The organism is Streptacidiphilus jeojiense (assembly GCF_000719095.1).
Lineage (GTDB): Bacteria > Actinomycetota > Actinomycetes > Streptomycetales > Streptomycetaceae > Streptacidiphilus > Streptacidiphilus jeojiensis.
Genome location: NZ_JOEH01000004.1, coordinates 539164 through 558811 on the forward strand (window position 1 = coordinate 539164; position 19648 = coordinate 558811).

The window sequence follows — 19648 nt, forward strand, 5'->3', positions numbered from 1 at the left end:
GAAGTTTCCAGAAGGGGGCGTGACCTGCGATGGCCTGGCTCGGACACGAGCAGTACCTGGATCGGGTGAAGGCGGACGCGAGGCGTTTCGCCGAGATGGTGGCCGCCGGCGACCCCGAGGCCGAGGTGCCGAGCTGCCCGGATTGGCAACTGGCGGACCTCTGCGCCCACCTGGGCCGTGTGCACCGCTGGGTGAACCAGATCGTCACCACCCGCTCCCAGGAGAGGGTCGGCTGGGACGCGCTTCCCGACGCGGCGATCCCCACCGACCCCGCGGGGCAGGCCGAATGGCTGCTGCGCGGAGCGTCGGCGGTGGCCGCGGTGCTGCGCGAGGTCGGGACCGGGCTGGAGGTGTGGGGCTGGGCCGGGGAGTTCAGCACCGGCTGGTGGGGCCGGCGGATGGCCCACGAGACGCTGGTCCACCGGATCGACGCCGAACTCGCGGTCGACGGACGGCCGGGGCGGATCGATGCCGAGCTGGCCGCCGACAACATCGACGAGCTGCTGCACAACGCCGCGGCCCCTGCCTCCAGGGCGTTCCCCAATCGGGGCCGGCTGCGGGGCGATGGCGGCACCCTGCACCTGCACTGCACCGATGTGCGAGGGGAGTGGCTGCTGCGGCGCGCCCAGCTGCCGGAGGGCTTCGCCTACGAGGAGGGGCACGCCAAGGGCGATGCCGCCGTGCGCGGATCCGCCGAGGAGCTGATGCTGCTGCTCAACAAGCGGCTGCCGGACGGCAGGAACGACCTCCAGGTGATCGGCGACCACCATGCGGTGGCGCTCTGGCTCGAAGGGCTGACCCTGGACTGACGCTTCGTCAGAGCACCAGTTCGGCGAGGGTGCGCAGGGTCAGCGGGTCGCGGGTGGTGACCAGCAGGTCGGTGACCGGGCTCGCCTCCCAGGCCTGGAGCCGGTCGGCGATCCGGGCCCGGGGTCCGACCAGGGAGATCTCGTCGGCGAAGGCGGCCGGGACGGTGGCCACGGCTTCGGCCTGCCGGCCGGCCAGGAAGAGTTCCTGGATCCGGTGGGCCTCGGCCTCGTAGCCCATCCTGGCCATCAGGTCGGCGTGGAAGTTGCGGCCGCGTGCCCCCATCCCGCCGACGTAGAAGCCCAGCATGGCCTGGATCGGGGCCAGGCCCTCGGCGACGTCCTCGCAGACCCGGGCATGGACCAGGGGTGCGACGGTGAAGCCGGGCCGGGCCGGGGCGAGCGCTTCTGCGTAGAGGTCGGCGCGTCCGGGGGTGGGGGAGAAGTAGAGCGGCAGCCAGCCGTCGGCGATGCGGACCGTCTGGGCGACGTTCTTCGGGCCCTCCGCACCCAGCAGGATCGGCAGGTCGGCGCGGAGCGGGTGCAGGATCGGCTTCAGCGGCTTGCCGAGGCCGGTCCCGTCGGGGCCCGGATAGGGGAGTGGATGGTAGGCGCCGTCCAGGGTGACCGGCTTCTCGCGGCGCAGCACCTGGCGGACCACGTCCACGTACTCGCGGACGGCGGTCAGCGGGGAGCGGGGGAACGGCCGCCCGTACCAGCCCTCGACGACCTGCGGTCCGGACAGCCCGAGGCCGAGCAGCAGCCGGCCGCCGGAGAGGTGGTCCAGAGTCATCGCGTGCATCGCGGTCGCGGTCGGGGTGCGGGCCGCCATCTGCGCGATCCCGGTGCCCAGCAGGATCCGGCTGGTGCGGGCGGCGATCCAGGTGAGCGGGGTGAAGGCGTCGGAGCCCCAGGCCTCCGCCGTCCAGACGCTGTGGTAGCCGAGGCTCTCGGCCTCGACGGCGAGGTCGACGAAGCCGGGGGAGGGGGCGGCGCCCCAGTAGCCGAGTGCGAGCCCGAGGCGCATGGTGGGGACCCCCAAGGTATCCGTTATCTGATGGACCGTCAGTTCTGCTTGGGGGTGAGCGTAGGGCGCGGGACGTGAGGCCACAACGGGCGCGGGCCGGGACAGTGGGTACTGTCCCGGCCCGCGCCCGTGTCGGTTGCGGCTACGGCTGCCGCCGCGCTGTGCGCGGCGCGTGGTCAGCCGCGCTGGATGCCCGAGGTGTCCGAGAGCAGCCCGCGCTTGCCCTCCTGGGTCTGGGTCAGCAGGGCGTCACCGCGCTGCGCGATGGCCAGGTACCAGGTGCCGGGGACGAGTTCCCCGACCGAGGGACCACCGGAGTCGCCCTCCGGAGCCAGCGAGCGGGGCGCCGGCACGGCGAACCAGAACGGCGCGAACGCCGGGGCGGCCGGGTTCTCCGCCGCCGGTGCGGGCTCCGGCTGCTCCGCGCCCTTCTCCAGACTGTGCGGCTGGGCCGCTGCTCCTGCCGCAGCAGCTGCGGCGGGCGTCTCCGCTGCGGCCTGCTCCTCCGCGGCGGCGGAGGACTGCGGCTTCACCACCGGGGTGAGCAGCGCCGTCGCACTGTCCTCGCGCTCGCGGGGCGGGGCGTCCTGCGGGGTCGCGGCGGGAGCCGGTGCGGGAGCGGGTGCGGGGGACGGCGCGGGCGCCGGGGCTGCTGCCGCGGCGGGCTGCGGGTAGCCGTAGCCGCTGGGCTGCGGCTGGTACGCCTGGGCCGGGTTGGGGCCGGGCGCGGGGGCGACCGGTCCGCTGAAGGGCTGTCCCGGCTGGGCCTGCTGCACCGGCTGGCCGTGGTGGAACTGCTGCGCGGGCTGCGGCTGGTAGGGCTGCTGACCGGGCTGACCGGGATGTCCGACCTGCCCGGGCTGACCAGGCTGACCGTACGTCGGGTAGCCGCCGGGGCCGGTCATCTGCTGCGGACCCGTCGGCGACGCGGCGGTCAGCGGGGCGGCCAGTGCGGGCAGCAGCGGCGTCGCGATCGCGGCGCCCGCCGTCAGCAGGGCGAACAGGAAGCCGAGATAGGCCCCGAACGAGTGACTGAGCAGCGGGGACGGGGTGGAGAACAGCGACCACAGCGAGGACCACAGCGATGCGACGGTCAGGACCGTGCCCCAGTGCGCCAGTTCGATTCCTGCGACCTTGGGAGCCTGCGGCGCCAGCCGGCCGACCAGTACCAGCGCTGCGCCGATCACGCCGAGGAAGAACACTGCGGGCAGCAGCGGGAAGAAGCTGCCGTGCCAGGCGTTGGCGGTGCAGCTGCCGGTGGAACCGCAGTCTGCGCTGTAGTAGGGCAGGAACGAGGAGATCAGCAACAGGAGCGCCGCAGCCGCGAGCGCCGCGTCTCCCCTGGTGACGGTTCTGGGGTTCACCGTGAGAGCCCTCTCGTGATTGGTGGGGCGGAAGCTTGGACCGCCCATAGCGTACGGTGCTCGGGCTTTGAACGGAGACGTCTGGATCATTCCGGTTTCGTGTGCGCGTCAAAGTCGCTGCCGGTGACGGCGCTGCCGACGCCGCCGACGGGCTGCGGCACGCGGCGGACGGTCCGTCAGTTGCCGCTCTTCAGGAAGGTGGTGATCCCGTTGACGACCCCCTGTGCGGCCAGCTGCCGCCAGGACGCGCTGGTCATCTCCTTCGCGTCGGTGGCGTTGCGCATGTTGCCGCACTCGATGAAGACCTTGGGCACGGTCGACAGGTTCAGGCCGCCCAGGTCGCTGCGCACGTCCAGGCCGGACCCGTCGCTGATGTAGTTGGCGAAGGGCTCGCCGGTCACGCTGTGGAACGCCGAGCGCACGTCGAGGCCCAGCGAGCGGGAGGGGGCGACGATGGCGCGGTTGTCTGCGGCGCCCTCGTCCACTGCGGCCGGGAGGATCACGTGGAAGCCGTGGTCGCTCGCCCCGGCGCCGTCGCCGTGGATGGAGATCGCCGCATCGGCGTGGGCGGCGTTGCCGATGGCGGCGCGCTCGGTGACGCACGGTCCCCAGGCGCGGTCGCCGTCCTGGGTGAACACCACCTTGGCGCCCTCGGCCTCCAGCAGGGTGCGGGCCCGCCGGGCCACGTCCAGGGTGAAGTCCGCCTCCAGGTAGCCGGCGTTGGTCTCGGTCCCGGTGGTGTCGCAGTTGGTCGTGCCGTTGCCGATCTGGACCAGCTTGTTGATCTCGGTCGCGTACCTGCCGTTGTCGGGGTTGTGGCCCGGGTCGATCACCACGGTCTTCCCCGCCAGGGGGTGCCCGGCGGATACCGCCGGGGCCTTGCCCGCGGCGGAACTCGACGCCGAGGCCGAGCTCGCTGCCGAGGTCGACTTCGAGGCGGGGGAGCGGGTGGCGGTCGGATGCGAGGAGGACACCCCGGCGTTCCCGGAGCCGGCCGCCGGGGAGGACGAACCCCCGGGCTGCGCTCCCGCGTCGACGGTGGCGAGGCCGGGGCCGGGGCCGCCGCCCACCGCCACGCTGTGCCCGCTGTCCTGCGGTCCGGCTACGGCCTTCCAGCCCAGCCAGCCGGCGAACCCCAGCGGCACCAGGGCGGCCAGCACCACGGCGGTGGTCGCTGCCCGGCCTCGGCGGCGGCGCTGCTCTGGGACGTCGTAACGGTCCAGCGGGTGTTCAGATCTCACCGTCTGTCCTTGTCGCCAGGCCGTACTGCGTCGCGATCGGATTCCAGGCCGCGACGAAGCTCTTCTTGTCGGTGGTGGCGGAGGTGCTCTGACTCAAACCGTTGTTCCAATCGGCATTGTGCGGGGAGTTGCCGGGGGTGCAGCCGCCGTTGGCCATCGCTCCCGCCCAGTTGGCGAAGTCGGTGTCGGCCGCAGCCGACTCGGACCAGGCGCGGCTCAGTGTCTGCAACGCGGCCGCGGCTCCGGCCGGGAGCTGCGACACGTCGAGCGAGGCCGCCTGCTGGGAGAGCGACTGCCTGGCCTGCGCGGCCTGGTTCAGCACGCTCTGCGCATTGGAGACCGCACCGGAGTCGGTGCAGTTGTCGACCGCCTGGACGGCGTTGGCGACCTGCGAGCGGGAGCTCGCCGAGGTGGAGAGCAACTGGTCGACGGCAGCGGCCTGGGACCGTGCCTGCGCCGTGTCGCTCGCCGATGGGCTCGCGGACGCGCTCGCCGAGGCGGAGGCCGAGTCCGAGGGATTGGCGCTGTCCGAGGGCGAACCGGCGGACGACCCGGACGGGGTGGCGCCGGTGGTCGCCACCGGTGGCGTGGAGGTGTGGCCCGAGGCCTGCTTGTTGTCCTTGGTCAGGCCGAGGCCCCAGACCACGCCGACGCCCAGCAGCGCGGCGACCACGACGACCAGGGCGATCAGCAGCGGAAGGTTTCTGCGGCCGCCGTCACCGCCGCCGGGGTCCTCGGGGCCGTTGGGGCCACTGGGGCCACCGGGATAGGCGGGCGGCTGACCGAACTGCTGGTGCTGCGGTTGGAGCGGGTAGAGCGGAGGCTGACCGGGCTGCTGGCGCGGGCCGGGGCCCGGACCTTGGCCGTAGCCCGGTCCGTACCCCTGGCCGGGCATCGTCGCACCTTGGCCCTGGCCCTGGTAGGAGGCCGGGGGGCTGCCGGGCGGCGGGCCGTAGGACGGGCCGGCCGGGGCTCCCGGCGCGCGGTAGCCCGGTGCGCCGTAGCCGGGAGCGCCGTAGCTCGGCGAGCCCTGTCCCGGCTGCGGGTAGCCGTATCGGGCCCCGGGCGCGGTCGGGGGCGCTTGGGGGGCGGGCGGCGGCGTCCGGGGCGCCTGGGGCAGCTGGGGAGGCCGGGACGCCTGCTGCGCCTGAGGCTCGGTGACCTTCGGGAGGTCCTTGGCCGTGGGGACGTAGGGGCGGCCCGCCGCCGGGTCGGACTGCGTCGGCGGCGACTGCGGCGACGGCACATTCGGCTGCGCGGGCGGGACCGGGGGAATGACCGAGGTCGGCGCATCGTCGGAGGCCGGGGCCGGGACGGCGGGGGCGGGGCTGGTGGGGCCGCCCGAGCCGGAGCCGCCGGCGACTGTCGGCCGGGTCGGAAGGGTCGACTGGAGCGGAAGGGTCGGTGGGGCCGAAGGGACCGGCGGAACAGGCGGAGGCGACAGGTCGGAGGCCGCCCGCGGGTCGTCCGCGGACCCGGCGCCCTGCGGCCGGCCCTCCGGGCCCTGCGCGGACTCCGGGCTCGCCGGAGACTCCGGCGTCTCCGGCGTTGCCGGATTCTCCGGGCCCTCCGGGGGCTCCTGCCTCTGCCACATCGCGGCTGTCTTCGGGTCGCGGCGGCGTACCCAGCCCCCCGCGCCGTTCCTGGCTGTGGGGTCCCATACCGCGGGCGCGGTCTCCTCCGGTTCGGCCATTGCCGGTCCCTCCCCGCCTCCCGCATGCGTGACTGTTCCCGCAACCGTACCGAAGGCGGCCTCCGAGGTGCGGAGCTTGTCCGTGATCAGTGCCGGTGCGGGACGGGCGGGTACCCTGGCCCGCGCCGTGCGCCGGTACCGCTACCCCCGCCGCAGCACCCGCAGCGAGCCCGTCACCGAGACCTCGACGAAGCCCTCGGCGAGCGCACGCAGGTACACCCGGTACGGGGCCTGGCCGCCGTCGGCCGGATCGGGGAACACGTCGTGGACCACCAGCAGCCCGCCCGGGGCCAGATGCGGCGTCCAGCCCTCGTAGTCGCCGGTGGCGTGCTCGTCGGTGTGACCGCCGTCGATGAACACCAGCCCCAGCGGCGTCCCCCACACGGCCGCCACCTGCGGCGACCGGCCCACCAGGGCGATCACATGGTCCTCGAGACCGGCCGCGTGCAGGGTCCGGCGGAACCGGGGCAGAGTGTCCATCCGCCCGACCTCGGGGTCGACCAGCGAGGTGTCGTGGTACTCCCAGCCGGGCTGCTGCTCCTCGGAGCCGCGGTGATGGTCGACGGTCAGCGCGACCACGCCCGCCCGTCGAGCGGCATCGGCGAGCAGGATGGTGGAGCGCCCGCAGTACGTCCCCACCTCCAGCAACGGCAACCCGGTCCGGGCAGCGGCCTCGGCCGCCACGCCGTAGAGGGCCAGCCCCTCGTCCACCGGCATGAACCCGGTCGCCGCCTCGAACGCCGCGAGCACTCCGGCAGAGGGCGCATCGGCTGAGGTCGCGCCGCTACTGGCCGCCGTGTCGGTGTCCGTCATGCTCGCCGCTCCTGCCTGTGACTTCCTGCGTTCCGCGTTCCGGAGTGGACACTACTGGACGGTCCGCGGGGGACGGTTACCGGTTCGACGGCTGCAGACGTTCCGGTTCTGCGGGTGATTGCCCCGAAGTGTCGGTCGGTCGAATTAACGGGCGGGGGGTTTCCGAAAGCTGGAACGGGTTCTAATCTGACGGTGCGTCAGATTGTGGGCGGCGTACGCCACCGGGGCGACCTGAGCTGAAGGGGAGCGCATGGCCATAGGGATCAGCGAGGACCATCGCCAGCTGCAGGCGGCCGTGCGGGGCCGGTTGGAGCGGGAGGTTCCGCCGGAGGTCGTGCGTGACGGGTTCGGGGAGCACGGGCGTGCGCCGGTGCGCCATGGTCGGGCGGAGTGGTGGGACGGGCTGGCCGGGCAGGGGCTGTTGGGGTTGCACCTGCCCGGCGAGTTCGGCGGAGGTGGGGGAGACCTGCTGGACCTGGCCGTGGTCCTGGAGGAGACGGGCCGTGCGGTGCTGCCGGGCGCCTATCTGCCGACGGTGCTGGCGTCCACCGTGCTTGCCGCCGCCGGCGGGGCGGAGGCCAAGCGGCGGCTGGCCGCGCTGGCCGAGGGGAGCTGCACCGGGGCGCTGGCGTTGGAACCGGGGGGTCTGCGTGCCGAGCCGGTCACCGGTGGGTGGCGGCTGAGTGGGGACGCCGGCCCGGTGCTCGGGGGTGACCAGGCGGATCTGCTGCTGCTCGCCGCGGCGCTTGAGGGCGGGGAGTCCGCCTGGTTCGCCGTGGAGGCCGCCGAACCGGCCGTCCGGCCGCTGCCGGCGCTGGACCTGACCCGGGGCGTGGCGTCCGTCGAGGCCGACGGGCTGCGGGTGGGGGAGGAGCAGCGGCTCGCCGTCGACGCCGAGCAGGTGGCCGCGCTGGCGTCGGTGGTGCTTGCGGCGGAGGCCTGCGGGATCGCGGGGTGGGCGCTGGACACGGCTGCCGGCCATGCCAGGGTCCGCGAGCAGTTCGGGCGGCCGATCGGGAAGTTCCAGGCGGTCAAGCACCTCTGCGCCTGGATGCTGGTCCGTGCCGAGGCGGCACGCGCGGCGACCTGGCAGGCGGCGCGTGAACCGGAGCCCCTGGCCGCGGCGATCGCTGCGGCGCTGGCGCTGGAGGCGGCGTTCGAGAACGCCAAGGACTGTATCCAGGTGCTCGGCGGAATCGGTTTCACCTGGGAGCATCCGGCGCATCTGCGGTTGCGCCGGGCACTGGCGGTGCGTCAGTTCCTGGGCATCGGGGCCGCGCTGAACGGGCGGGTGGCTCGGATCGCCGGGGAGCGGGGCCTGCACCGCCCGGCGCTGGAACTGCCGCCCGAGGCCGAGGAGTTCCGTACCGCGCCGCGGGCCGCGGCGGCGGCCGTGCAGGGGCTGGCGCCGGCCGAGCAGCGCCGCAGGCTGGCCCCGGGCGGCTGGACGGCTCCGCATCTGCCGCCGCCCTACGGGCTGGGGGCGGATGCGCTGCGGCAGTTGGTGGTCGAGCAGGAGCTGCGGGCGGCGGGGGTGGTGCTTCCGGACCTCACCATCGGCACCTGGGTGATCCCCTCCATCGTCGCCCATGGCACGCCGGAGCAGCGCGAGCGGTTCGTGATGCCGACGCTCAAGGGTGAACTGACGTGGTGTCAGCTGTTCTCCGAGCCCGAGGCCGGCTCCGATCTCGCCTCGCTGCGCACTCGGGCCGTCCGGCTGCCGGACGGGTGCTGGCAGGTGGACGGGCAGAAGGTGTGGACGTCGAGTGCGCGCACCGCGGACTTCGGGATCCTGCTGGCGCGGACCTCGCCGGACCGGCCCAAGCACCAGGGGTTGACCTACTTCCTTGTCGACATGCGGACGACTCCAGGTATCGACATCCGGCCGCTGCGCGAGCTCACCGGCGACGCGGTCTTCAACGAGGTGTTCCTCGACGGTGTGGTGCTTCCGGCTGACGCGGTGGTGGGCGAGGTCGACGGCGGTTGGCGGGTGGCCAGGCACACCCTGGGCCATGAGCGGGTGCACATGGCGGACTCCAGTCCGACCGCCGACGCGGTACGGCGGCTGCTGACCCTGCCGGGCGCGGACAGCGAGCGGAGCACCCGCCTGGGCCGGCTGGTCGCCGTCGAGCACGCGCTGGCCTGCATCGACCTCAGGACGGCGCTGAGCAGCCTGGACGGTCTCGACCCCGGCCCCGGTGCCAGCGTCCGCAAGCTGCTGTCCGCTCCGCACGCCCAGAACGTGGCCGAGCTGGCGCTGGAGCTGTGCGGTCCGGCGGGCGCGGTGGCGGAGGGGGTGGGCGGTCAGGCGGCCCGGGCCTTTCTGATGGCGCGCTGCCTGACCATCGCGGGCGGTACCACGCAGGTGCAGCTGAATGTCGTCGCGGAGCGGATCCTCGGCCTGCCGAGGGACTGAGCCGCCGCCGGGCGGACGGGAAAGTCACGACCATGGACTGGAGTGGGGCAATGCCTGGAAAGAGCTACCTCGTCGGCGTCGGCATGACGAACTTCGAGAAGCCGGAGAGCCGGGACTGGCAGTATTGGGACATGGCCCGCGAGGCGGGGCAGGCCGCGCTGGCCGACGCCGGGATCGACTACGCGCTGGTCGAACAGGCCCCGGTGGGCTACTGCCAGCAGCAGTCGACGGCGGGCCAGCGCGCCGTCTACGAGCTGGGCCTGACCGGCATCCCGGTCTACAACGTCAACAACAACTGCGCGACCGGCTCCACGGCGCTGATGATGGCCCGCCAGTTCGTCGCCGGCGGGATCAGCGACTGCGTCCTGGCGCTGGGCTTCGAGAAGATGAGCCGGGGCGCGCTCGGCGCGGGCGCGGGGGCCGGTGATTTCGCGACCAGTCCGGTGGCCCGGCACTACGGGGTGATGGCGGCCAAGCATGGCTTCGCCGCGACGCCGCCGACCGCGCAGATCTTCGGCAACGCCGCCCGGGAGCACATGGAGCGCTACGGCACCACCGCGGAGCAGCTGGCCCTGGTCGGGGTGAAGAACCACCGCCACTCGGCCGCCAACCCCCGGGCCCAGTTCCGCGACAGCTACACCCTGGAGCAGGTGCTGGCGTCCAGGACCATCCACGACCCGCTGACCAAGCTCCAGTGCTCGCCCACCTCGGACGGCGCCGCGGCGGCGGTCGTGGTCTCGGAGCGCTTCGTGGAGCAGCACGGTCTGCAGGACCGCGCCGTGGAGATCCTGGGCCAGGCGATGACCACCGACACCGAGGCCAGTTTCGGCTCGGGATCGTCCATCGACGTGGTCGGCAAGCCGATGAGCCGGGCCGCCGCACTGGCGGTGTACCGGCAGTCGGGGCTCGGCATCGAGGACGTGGACGTGGTCGAGCTGCACGACTGCTTCTCCGTCAACGAGCTGCTGACCTACGAGGCGCTGGGCATGTGCGCGGACGGCGAGAGCGGCAAGCTGGTCGCCGAGGGCGCGACGACCTACGGCGGACGGTGGGTGGTGAATCCGTCCGGGGGCCTGATCTCCAAGGGGCATCCGCTGGGCGCCACCGGGCTGGCGCAGTGCGCCGAACTGGTCTGGCAGCTGCGCGGCGAGGCGGGGGAACGCCAGGTCGCGGGCGCCAGGGTGGGCCTGGCCCACAACATCGGGCTGGGCGGCGCCGCCGTGGTGACCATGCTGCGGCGCTGACCTGCCGACGGCCTGCCGAGGGCGGGCCGACGGCCGGTCAGGTGGCTCGGGGGAGTTCTCAAGGGCCCCGCGATGCGTTATACCTGACGGTGAGTCAGATGAAACACGTTCTACTAAGGTGCCAGCAGGGGTTCCAGCGGGAGCCCCACCACCAGACCCGCGGGTGCGGCCGTCCCACGGAGCCGTGGCCCGCGCAGAGCGGCCCCGACGCGTACGACGGTGCGGACGGACGCGTCGGGGTCCACCAGACGGCACGACACGAGGAGAGCAGGACCGATGCCCATCGACGCCGCCACGGCACTCGCGGCCCCGCCGCGCACCACCGACCTGGCCTGGGAGGCCAAGGACGTCCTGCTCTACCACCTGGGCGTCGGCGCCGGGGCCCAGCGCCCGGCCACCGACCCGGACGAGCTGCGCTACACCTACGAGAAGGACCTCCAGGTGCTGCCCAGCTTCGTCACCGTGGCCGGCGGCGGACTGGCCAAGGCGGGTGCCTTCACCCTGCCGGGGCTGGACATCAACCTCGCCCAGGTGCTGCACGGCGGCCAGCGGATCGAGCTGCACCGGCCGGTCCCGGCCGAGGGCCGGGCCGTCCTCACCAGCAGCCTCGCCGCGGCGTACGACAAGGGCAAGGCGGCGGTGCTGGTGATGCGCGGCGAGGCCGCCGACGAGGCGGGTCCGCTGTGGACCACCGACACCGAGATCTTCGTCCGCGGCGAGGGCGGCTTCGGCGGGGAGCGCGGCGAGAGCAACCGGATCGCGCTGCCCGAGCGGGCGCCCGAGTGGGAGCGCGAGGTCCCGGTCCGCCACGACCAGGCACTGCTCTACCGGCTCTCCGGCGACTGGAACCCGCTGCACGCCGACCCCGACTTCGCCAAGCTGGCCGGCTTCGACCGCCCCATCCTGCACGGGCTCTGCTCGTACGGGACCACCCTGAAGGCCGTCGTGGACACCGTCCTCGGCGGCGACGCGAGCCGCGTCCTCAGCTACAGCACCCGCTTCGCCGGGATCTTCTTCCCCGGCGAGACGCTCCGGATCCGGGTCTGGGACGAGGGCGGCAGCAGGCTCCTGGTCTCCGCGACCTCGGTGGACCGCGCCGACGCGCCGGTCCTCGCCGACACCGTCATCACCTACCACTGAGCGCCGGCACCGAGCGCCCAGCACCGAGAACCGACCCACCGACCCACCCGATCCGCACCAGCCACAGGGGAGCAGCCATGCGCGCAGCAGTCCTGCACGAGACAGGTCAGGAGAAGCTCGAGGTCCACGAGGGGGTCACCCTTCCCGAGGTGGGCCCCGGCAAGGTCAAGGTCCGGCTGCGGGCGGCCAGCCTGTGCCACTCCGACCTGTCCGCGATGAGCGGCGTGCTGCCGCAGCCCGCCCCCTTCGTGCCGGGCCACGAGGGCGCCGGCGAGGTGACCGAGGTCGGCGAGGGCGTCGAGGGGCTGGCCGTCGGCGACCATGTCGTCGTCTGCTGGATGCCGCCCTGCGGCAGGTGTCCCAGCTGCGTCCGGGGCGAGGGCAACCTGTGCCTGGCCGGCTTCGCCAACATGGGCAGCCCCAACTACCACCACGACGGCACCGACATCTTCGGCTTCTCCGGCACCGGGACCTTCGCCGAGGAGAGCGTGGTGGCGGCCGGCTGCGCGGTGAAGCTGCCGGACGACGTGCCGTTCGAGGTCGGCGCGCTGATCGGCTGCGGGGTGACCACCGGCGTGGGCGCGGCGATCCACACCGCGAAGGTCGAACCGGGCTCCTCGGTGGTGGTGATCGGCTGCGGCGGGGTGGGCATCGCCGCCATCCAGGGCGCCAGAGTGGCCGGCGCCGCGCAGATCGTCGCGGTGGACCCGGTCGCCGGCCGCCGGGAGTGGGCGCTGCGCTTCGGCGCGACCGAGGCGGTGGCACCCGAGGGACTGGCCGAGGTGCAGCAGCGGCTGACCGGCGGCGAGGGCTTCGACTACGCCTTCGAGGTCGTCGGCCGCTCGTCCACGGTCAGGGCGGCGTACGACGCGGTACGGCGCGGCGGCGCGCTGGTGGTGGTCGGCGCGGGGGCCATGGACGACATGGTGCAGTTCAACATGTTCGAGCTGTTCTTCAACGAGAAGCGCATCCTGCCCTCGCTCTACGGCGGCACCGACGTGCTCCGCGGCTACCGCACCGTCATCGACCTGTGGCGGGCTGGACGGCTGGACCTGGAGGGCATGGTGACCCACCACGTCCGGCTGGAGGGGATCAACGACGCGGTGCAGCAGATGCGCAGCGGCGAGGCCCTCCGCACCGTCATCGACCTCTGAGACCCCAGACCTTGATACCCCCAGACCCCGGCGAAGGAGTCACCCCGGTATGAGCACCTCTCTCTCCGGCAGGACCGCGATCGTCACCGGTGCGGGCCGCGGCCTCGGCCGCGCCGAGGCGCTGGAACTGGCCAGGCTCGGCGCCAATGTGGTCGTCAACGACTTCGGCGCGCCCGGCCGGGACGGCAGCGGCGGGGCCTCGGCCGCCCCGGCGGACCAGACCGTCGCGGAGATCGTCGCCGAAGGCGGCCGGGCGGTGGCCCACTACGGCGACGTCGCCGACCTGGACGCCGCCCGCGCCCTGGTCGACCTGGCCGTGGACACCTACGGGCAGCTCGACATCCTGGTCAACAACGCCGGCATCCTGCGCGACCGGATGGTCTTCTCGATGACCGAGGAGGAGTGGGACTCGGTCGTCCACGTCCACCTCAAGGGCCACTTCGCGACGACCCGCTTCGCCGCCGCGCACTGGCGCGAGCGCTCCAAGGCCGCGGGCGGGCCGGTGTACGGACGGATCGTCAACACCTCCTCGGAGGCGTTCGTGGCCGGCTCGGCCGGGCAGCCCAACTACGCCGCCGCCAAGGGCGGCATCGTCGGGCTGACGATGAGCTGCGCCTCGGCGCTGGCCCGCTACGGGGTGACGTCCAATGTGATCTGCCCGAGGGCGCGCACCCGGATGACCGACGACGTGTTCGTGGGATCGATGGGCGCTCCCGAGCAGGGGTTGGACCCGCTGGCGCCGGAGCATGTGTCACCGCTGGTCGGCTATCTGGCCTCGCCCGCCGCCGAGCGGGTCAACGGCCAGCTGTTCGTGGTGCACGGCGGGATGGTCGCGATCCTGGGACAGCCGCCGGTGCTGGCGAAGTTCGACACCGCCAAGGACCAGTTCACCCCGGCCGAGCTGGACGATCTGCTCAGCCCCTTCTACCAGGGGCGCACCCCGGGCGACGGCTACGCCAACCTCGCCGTCCTGGGCCTGCGGCACGGGAGTTGACGGACCGTCGGGTACTACCGGGAGGTCGGGTACTGGCGGCCGCCGTTCCGCAGGGGTCGTGTCCTGCGGAACGGCGGCAGGTCAGTCGGCCACCGTCCCGTTGTGCAGCACCCGGCGGTGCCGGCCGTGGCCGGCCGGTTCACGCCGGCCCTCCACGTCGTCGTCGGCCACCGAGCCGCGGTGCTTGCCCGCGGTGTCGAACCGGTCGTGCGTGTCCCCCGGAGCAGCGTCCAGGCGGTTCTCAGTGATGTCTGTGAGGGCATCTGACATGAGAAGTCGTCTCTCCGTTGTGTGAGCTTCAATGCCTTTGTTGCGTCATCTGTCGTGATCACCCTATGCAATGCACCCTGCTCGGGTCCTGTCGGGTCTGTAACAAAGCGTCCACGATCGGTACTCGCCGGTACGTTCCCTCGGGCACGGATCCGGGTGCGGATCCGCATCTGCATCACGGGTGCGGTCAGGTCGGGCGCCCGGTCCGCAGGAAGCCTGCCAGCAGTTCGTGCAGCACCGGAGCGCCGTCCTCCGCCAGCACCTCGTGGCCCGCCCCCGCGGCCTCCACATAGCGGAAGTCGGCACCCTCGGTGTGGCCCATCCGCAGCAGTTCCTGACGCAGCGTGCGCGACTGCGTCACCGGCACCACCTCGTCCCGGTCGCCGTGCACCACCAGCAGTGGCGCGGCCAGCCGGTGGCACACCCGCAGGACGTCCCGGGCGCCGCTGCCGTCCTCCGGTTCGTGCGCCCCGCCGAGACGCTGCGTCAGCGCCCGGACGGCGGGGCCGGCCTCGGCCAGCAGCCGCGGACCGGACAGGAACGGTGCGACCACCGCGCAGCGGGCGATCTGCTCCGGCGCCGAACAGGCGGCCAGCAGGGCCAGGAACGCCCCGTAGCTGACCCCGAACAGTGACGCCGGCTCAAGTCCCAGCGCCGCCCGCTGGCCGCTCACCGACGACAGCAGCGCCAGCACGTCGTCCAGGTCGGGACCGCCCCAGGCGTTCTGCAGCGCCTGCGCGTACTCGACGCCGTAGCCGGTGCTGCCGCGCTGGTTGACCGCGACCACGGCCAGGCCCTCGCCGGCCATCCGCTGCAGCGCCGGATCGAACTCCAGCCGCCAGGCGTCCGCCGGACCCCCGTGCAGCGCGACCACCAGGTGCTGCGCCGTCAGCCAGGTGTCCCCGCCGTAGACCACGGCCTCCATCGGACCGACCGCTCCGGCCAGTTCCACGGTGCGGGCGCCGTGCCAGCGGCCGCCGTCGCCCGGCGCAGCACTGCCGTCCAGCCGCCAGCCGGACGCCGTGCCGGCCCGGCTCTCGCGGAGCGCCCGGGGCGACGGGAGTATCCGGATGACGCTGCCCATCCCGGCGGCGCCGCCCTGCAGCGGGGCAAGTCGCAGCGGCATCGTCGGCACCGGCTCCTCGGCCTCCGGCGGACCCTCCAGCAGCCGGTCCACCTGCACGGTGGCGATGCCCGCCGGATGGTCCGGGGAGGAGTAGGGCAGCCGCAGCCCGGCCGCCGACCAGTGGCCCACGCCGCCCAGCCGCCCCGCCGGCACCGGCAGCGTCTCCAGCTGCCCGGACGAGGGCCGCCAGGTCGCCAGTGTGGAGCCGGCCCCCCAGTCGCCCTGCAGGGCCACCCGCTGCTCGGCCGCCGGAAGCCCGGCCCGGCCCGGTTCGATCGCCACCGGCCGCAGGAACTCCCTGGTCCGGTGCAGGCAGTCGGGGAAGCGCAGCGGTTCGTCGCCGCCGAGGACGCCCCAGCCCAGGCGGTCCTGTCCCGGGGCGTCGCTGCGCACCAGGATCAGCCCGCTCGCCGGGTCCGCGGCGACCAGGCGGTCGTTGCTGCCGGGGGCCAGCTCCAGGAAGGGGCTGACCGACCCGGTGGCCAGGTCCAGCACCACCGTCCGCACCGAGGGCACGGTGGGTCCCCCGGTGGCGCCGGGCACCAGATGGTCCAGGGCCAGCATCCGGCCGCCCCGGTCCAGCCAGACCCCGCCGCCGGACATCCCGGCGAACTCCGCGACCTGCTGCGGCTGCACCCCGCCGTCGGCGCTCACCAGCCAGACCGAGGTCACCGCGCGGCCGTCGCTGCCCAGCGCCACCGCGACCGGCGCGCCGGGTTCGGGCGAGGGCATCGCCATCAGCCGCAGCCCGGGCAGCCGCAGCATGCCCACGAAGGTCTCCCGCACCGAGGCGGGGGTGCGCACCACCAGGTCGTACCGGTCGCCCTGGAACCGGCAGACCAGTACCCGGCCGTCGGGCAGCGAGACCAGCTGCGAGCGCAGGCTCTCCGGAGCCGCGCCCGGTGCCTGCGGCAGCGCGACCGGTATGGCCCCGCCACGCTCGGCGCCACCGGGGTCCGTCCCCCCGGCGGCGACCGGGCCGCCGAGGCTGCCGAGACCGCCCACGATCAGACCGCCGACGACCTGCTCCGCGGACTCCTCGTTCGCGGCCGTGTCCAGCCGCCAGCTCTCCACGTACCAGCCGCCCTCGCCCGAGGACGCCATACAGGCCGCGTAGCCGCCGCCGGCCGAGAACGTGAAGCCGACCCGGCGCAGCGCGGGCGCCGCCCTGGTGTGCGGGAAGGAGCCGACGAGAGTGAGAGGTGTCGCAGTCATGGGAGGTCACCAACCAGGTGTCATGGGGGTCGGACCCGAACGGCTCCCCGCCGCGGGTCCGCAGCCGGGACCAACCGAGCGTTGCCGCCCCCGCCGCACCACAGACGCTACTTACGCCACCCCCCGCACCCGAACGGATCGATGCCCCTTCACTCATAAGGGTGAGCCCGTGGATGACCGGGGCCACCGGTGTCCGGGCGGCGGGGGACCACCCGGCAGGAGGGCGGCGGGCGCCGGGCCTGCGTGTAATCTCGACGGGTGCCGATCCTTTCCGACGTCCTCAGCGTGTTCGACGAGCTCTACCCGCCCGCCAGGGCGGAGTCCTGGGACGCGGTCGGGCTGGTCTGCGGGGATCCGGACGCCGAGGTGGGCCGGGTGATGTTCGCCGTGGACCCGGTCGCCGCAGTGGTCGACGAGGCCGTGGAGTGGGGCGCCGACCTGCTGGTCACCCACCATCCGCTGTACCTCCGCGGGGTCACCTCGGTCGCCGCCACCGGCTTCAAGGGCCGCGTCGTGCACACCCTGATCAGGCACGGCGTCGGCCTGCTCACCGCCCACACCAACGCCGACTCCGCCGACCCGGGCGTCTCCGACGCCCTCGCCGAAGCGGTCGGCCTGCGGGTGACCGGACCGCTGATCCCCGACCCGACCGACCCGGCCGGCCGCCGGGGCACCGGACGGATCGGCGAGCTGCCCGCCCCGGAACCCCTCGCCGCCTTCGCCGCCCGGGTCGCCGCCGGACTCCCGGCCACTGTGCAGGGCGTCCGCACCGCGGGCGACCCGGACGCGCCGGTGCGCCGGGTGGCCGTCTGCGGCGGCTCCGGCGACTCCTTCTTCGACGCGGTCCGCGCGGCCGGTGTCGACGCCTACCTGACCGCCGACCTGCGGCACCACCCGGTCTCCGAGGCCCGCGAAGCCAGCCCGCTGGCCCTGCTGGACGCGGCCCACTGGGCCACCGAGTGGCCCTGGCTGCGCAGTGCCGAACGCGAGCTGCTGGCGGCCGCCGGCAAGCACGGCTGGACCCTCGACACCCGGGTGTCCACGCAGGTCACCGACGCCTGGACGCTGCACACGCCGATGCTGGCCGCCGCCCCGTAACAGCCACGCAAGCCCCCTGACCGACCGACGCACCACCCCGAGGAGCACCCCCTGAACGCCGCGCCCGCCGACCAGATCCGCCTGCTCGACCTGCAGGCCCTCGACTCCCGCCTGGACCAGCTCGCCCACCGCTCCAGCACCCTGCCCGAGCACGCCGACATCCAGCAGCGCAGCAGCGACCTGACCGAGCTGCGCTCGCTCACCGTCGCCGCCGAGACCCAGCTCAGCGACACCCGCCGCGAGCTGGTCAAGGCCGAGCAGGACGTGGACCAGGTCCGCACCCGCGCCGCCCGCAACCAGCAGCGGATGGACTCCGGTGCGGTCGGCTCCGCCAAGGACCTCGCCAACCTGCAGCACGAGGTCGGCGCCCTGGCGAAGCGTCAGAGCGACCTGGAGGACGTCGTCCTGGAGATCATGGAGCGGGTGGAGACCGGGCAGGCCCGGATCTCCGAGATGACCGCGCGCCGCGACGACGCCCAGCACAGCCTCGCCGAGGCCGAGACCCGCCGCGACGCCGCCCAGACCGAGATCGACGCCGAGGCCGAGAAGGTCACCAGGGAGCGTGCGGCGGTCGCCGCGGTCATCCCCGCCGACCTGCTGAAGCTCTACACCCGGCTGCGCGAGACCCAGGGCGGCACCGGGGCGGCCCGGCTCTACCAGCGCCGCTGCGAGGGCTGCCGGGTCGAGTTCGCCACCGCTGACCTGCGCACCATCCGCGCCGCCGCGCCGGACGAGGTGGTCCGCTGCGAGAACTGCAGCCGCATCCTGATCCGCACCGCCGACTCCGGCCTCTAGAGAGCGGTCCGGCCCACATGGCGTCCACCCGACGGTTCATCATCGAGGCCGACGGCGGCTCCCGGGGCAACCCGGGGCCGGCCGGCTACGGCGCGGCCGTCCGCGACGGCGACACCGGCGAACTGCTGGCCGAGGCGGCCGAGTTCATCGGCGTGGCGACCAACAACGTCGCCGAGTACCGGGGGCTGATCGCGGGGCTTCGGGCGGCGCACGCGATCGACCCGGAGGCGACGGTCGAGGTCCGGATGGACTCCAAGCTGGTCGTCGAGCAGATGTCGGGCCGCTGGAAGATCAAGCACCCGGACATGCAGCCGCTGGCCGCCGAGGCCCGGGGGATCTTCCCGCGCGGCCGGGTCGGCTACCAGTGGATGCCGCGGGCGCAGAACAAGCACGCGGACCGGCTCGCCAACGAGGCGATGGACGCGGGCAAGGCCGGCAGGCAGTGGGTCGTCGCCAAGCCGCTGCCGCACGCGCAGACGCTGCCGCAGCAACAACCCCAGGAGACGCTTCCCAAGCCGCTCCCGCAGGTTCCTGCCGCCCCCGTGGGCTGGGGCGCTGCCGACATGGGCACCCCCACCACCCTGGTGCTGCTGCGCCACGGCGAGACCGCGCTGACCCCCGAGAAGCGCTTCTCCGGCAGCGGCGGCGCCGACCCCGAGCTGTCCGAACGCGGTCGCGCCCAGGCCGAGCTGGTCGCCGAGGCCCTTGCCGCGCGCGGCACCGTCCAGGCGATCGTCAGCTCGCCGCTGCTCCGCTGCCGGCAGACCGCGCAGGCCGCGGCGGACCGGCTCGGTCTGGAGGTGCGGATCGAGGAGGGGCTGCGGGAGACCGACTTCGGCACCTTCGAAGGGCTGACCTTCGCCGAGGCCAAGGAGCGGTTCCCGGCCGAACTCGACGCCTGGCTGGCCTCGGCCGACGCCGCACCCCCGGGCGGCGAGAGCTTCACCGCCGTCGCCCGCCGGGTCTCGGTCGCCCGCGACCGGCTGCTGGCCCGCTACCCGGGTCGGACCGTCCTGGTGGTCTCCCATGTCACCCCGGTCAAGACCCTGGTCAGGCTGGCCCTGGGGGCTCCGCCGGAGTCGCTGTTCCGGATGGAGCTGTCGGCGGCCTCGTTCTCCGCGATCCAGTACTACGCGGACGGCAACGCGTCGCTGCGGCTGCTGAACGACACCGCACACCTGCGCTAGGCCGCTGCACCGTCAGGGGCGCGGGGAACTGCGCGAGAAGCCCCTACGGCTCGCAGTCAAGATCC

The 19648-nt window shown here is 73.8% G+C and carries 16 protein-coding genes; 9 read left to right on the forward strand and 7 right to left on the reverse strand.

The window, feature by feature from the left end:
* Positions 1 to 29: 29 nt before the first annotated feature.
* Complete coding sequence (locus IF29_RS0107265) at positions 30 to 809, forward strand: maleylpyruvate isomerase family mycothiol-dependent enzyme (protein WP_030251227.1); 780 nt, start codon at positions 30 to 32, stop codon at positions 807 to 809.
* 7 nt (positions 810 to 816) lie between these two features.
* Here the strand turns inward: IF29_RS0107265 and IF29_RS0107270 are convergent, their stop codons facing one another.
* The 5 genes from IF29_RS0107270 to IF29_RS0107290 all read right to left on the reverse strand — a co-directional run bounded on the left by IF29_RS0107270 (position 817) and on the right by IF29_RS0107290 (position 6944).
* Positions 817 to 1833, reverse strand: a complete 1017-nt coding sequence (locus IF29_RS0107270; protein WP_030251228.1) for an LLM class F420-dependent oxidoreductase — start codon at positions 1831 to 1833, stop codon at positions 817 to 819.
* Between the two features lie 176 nt (positions 1834 to 2009).
* On the reverse strand, positions 2010 to 3197 hold the full coding sequence (locus IF29_RS43265) for a hypothetical protein (protein WP_157623634.1): 1188 nt from the start codon (positions 3195 to 3197) through the stop codon (positions 2010 to 2012).
* A 176-nt stretch (positions 3198 to 3373) separates the two neighbouring features.
* Positions 3374 to 4438, reverse strand: coding sequence for an N-acetylmuramoyl-L-alanine amidase (locus IF29_RS0107280; RefSeq protein WP_232242048.1), 1065 nt, complete (start codon positions 4436 to 4438; stop codon positions 3374 to 3376).
* Entirely contained in the window at positions 4428 to 6131 is a 1704-nt protein-coding gene (locus tag IF29_RS0107285; RefSeq protein WP_030251234.1) for a hypothetical protein, read from the reverse strand. The genes IF29_RS0107280 and IF29_RS0107285 overlap by 11 nt, the downstream gene beginning before the upstream one ends.
* A gap of 141 nt (positions 6132 to 6272) precedes the next feature.
* Complete coding sequence (locus tag IF29_RS0107290; RefSeq protein WP_051724976.1) at positions 6273 to 6944, reverse strand: class I SAM-dependent methyltransferase; 672 nt, start codon at positions 6942 to 6944, stop codon at positions 6273 to 6275.
* Between the two features lie 250 nt (positions 6945 to 7194).
* Between IF29_RS0107290 and IF29_RS0107295 the strand changes: the two genes are divergently transcribed.
* The 5 genes from IF29_RS0107295 to IF29_RS0107315 all read left to right on the forward strand — a co-directional run bounded on the left by IF29_RS0107295 (position 7195) and on the right by IF29_RS0107315 (position 13892).
* On the forward strand, positions 7195 to 9360 hold the full coding sequence (locus IF29_RS0107295) for an acyl-CoA dehydrogenase family protein (protein ID WP_030251239.1): 2166 nt from the start codon (positions 7195 to 7197) through the stop codon (positions 9358 to 9360).
* Between the two features lie 50 nt (positions 9361 to 9410).
* A complete protein-coding gene (locus IF29_RS0107300) occupies positions 9411 to 10604 on the forward strand; it encodes a lipid-transfer protein (RefSeq protein ID WP_030251240.1) in 1194 nt (397 codons plus the stop codon).
* A 276-nt stretch (positions 10605 to 10880) separates the two neighbouring features.
* Positions 10881 to 11744, forward strand: a complete 864-nt coding sequence (locus IF29_RS0107305) for a MaoC/PaaZ C-terminal domain-containing protein (RefSeq protein ID WP_030251241.1) — start codon at positions 10881 to 10883, stop codon at positions 11742 to 11744.
* Between the two features lie 77 nt (positions 11745 to 11821).
* Positions 11822 to 12898, forward strand: coding sequence for a Zn-dependent alcohol dehydrogenase (locus tag IF29_RS0107310; protein WP_030251243.1), 1077 nt, complete (start codon positions 11822 to 11824; stop codon positions 12896 to 12898).
* Positions 12899 to 12947: 49 nt separating this feature from the next.
* Positions 12948 to 13892, forward strand: coding sequence for a 3-oxoacyl-ACP reductase (locus tag IF29_RS0107315; protein WP_030251244.1), 945 nt, complete (start codon positions 12948 to 12950; stop codon positions 13890 to 13892).
* A gap of 81 nt (positions 13893 to 13973) precedes the next feature.
* On the opposite strand, the gene IF29_RS0107320 is transcribed toward IF29_RS0107315, so the two are convergent.
* The gene (locus tag IF29_RS0107320; protein ID WP_030251245.1) at positions 13974 to 14162 is read right to left on the reverse strand and encodes a hypothetical protein; all 189 of its coding nucleotides are present in this window, start codon (positions 14160 to 14162) and stop codon (positions 13974 to 13976) included.
* A 187-nt stretch (positions 14163 to 14349) separates the two neighbouring features.
* Entirely contained in the window at positions 14350 to 16503 is a 2154-nt protein-coding gene (locus IF29_RS43270) for an alpha/beta hydrolase family protein (protein ID WP_051724977.1), read from the reverse strand.
* 258 nt (positions 16504 to 16761) lie between these two features.
* Here IF29_RS43270 and IF29_RS0107330 point away from each other — a divergent pair, with 258 nt between their 5' ends.
* The 3 genes from IF29_RS0107330 to IF29_RS0107340 are packed head-to-tail and all read left to right on the forward strand — an operon-like array spanning position 16762 to position 19583.
* Complete coding sequence (locus IF29_RS0107330) at positions 16762 to 17601, forward strand: Nif3-like dinuclear metal center hexameric protein (RefSeq protein ID WP_030251247.1); 840 nt, start codon at positions 16762 to 16764, stop codon at positions 17599 to 17601.
* 51 nt (positions 17602 to 17652) lie between these two features.
* Positions 17653 to 18396 (forward strand): zinc ribbon domain-containing protein, encoded by a 744-nt coding sequence (locus IF29_RS0107335; RefSeq protein WP_084713676.1) that lies wholly within the window; start codon positions 17653 to 17655, stop codon positions 18394 to 18396.
* A gap of 17 nt (positions 18397 to 18413) precedes the next feature.
* Complete coding sequence (locus IF29_RS0107340; RefSeq protein WP_030251249.1) at positions 18414 to 19583, forward strand: bifunctional RNase H/acid phosphatase; 1170 nt, start codon at positions 18414 to 18416, stop codon at positions 19581 to 19583.
* Positions 19584 to 19648 lie beyond the last annotated feature (65 nt).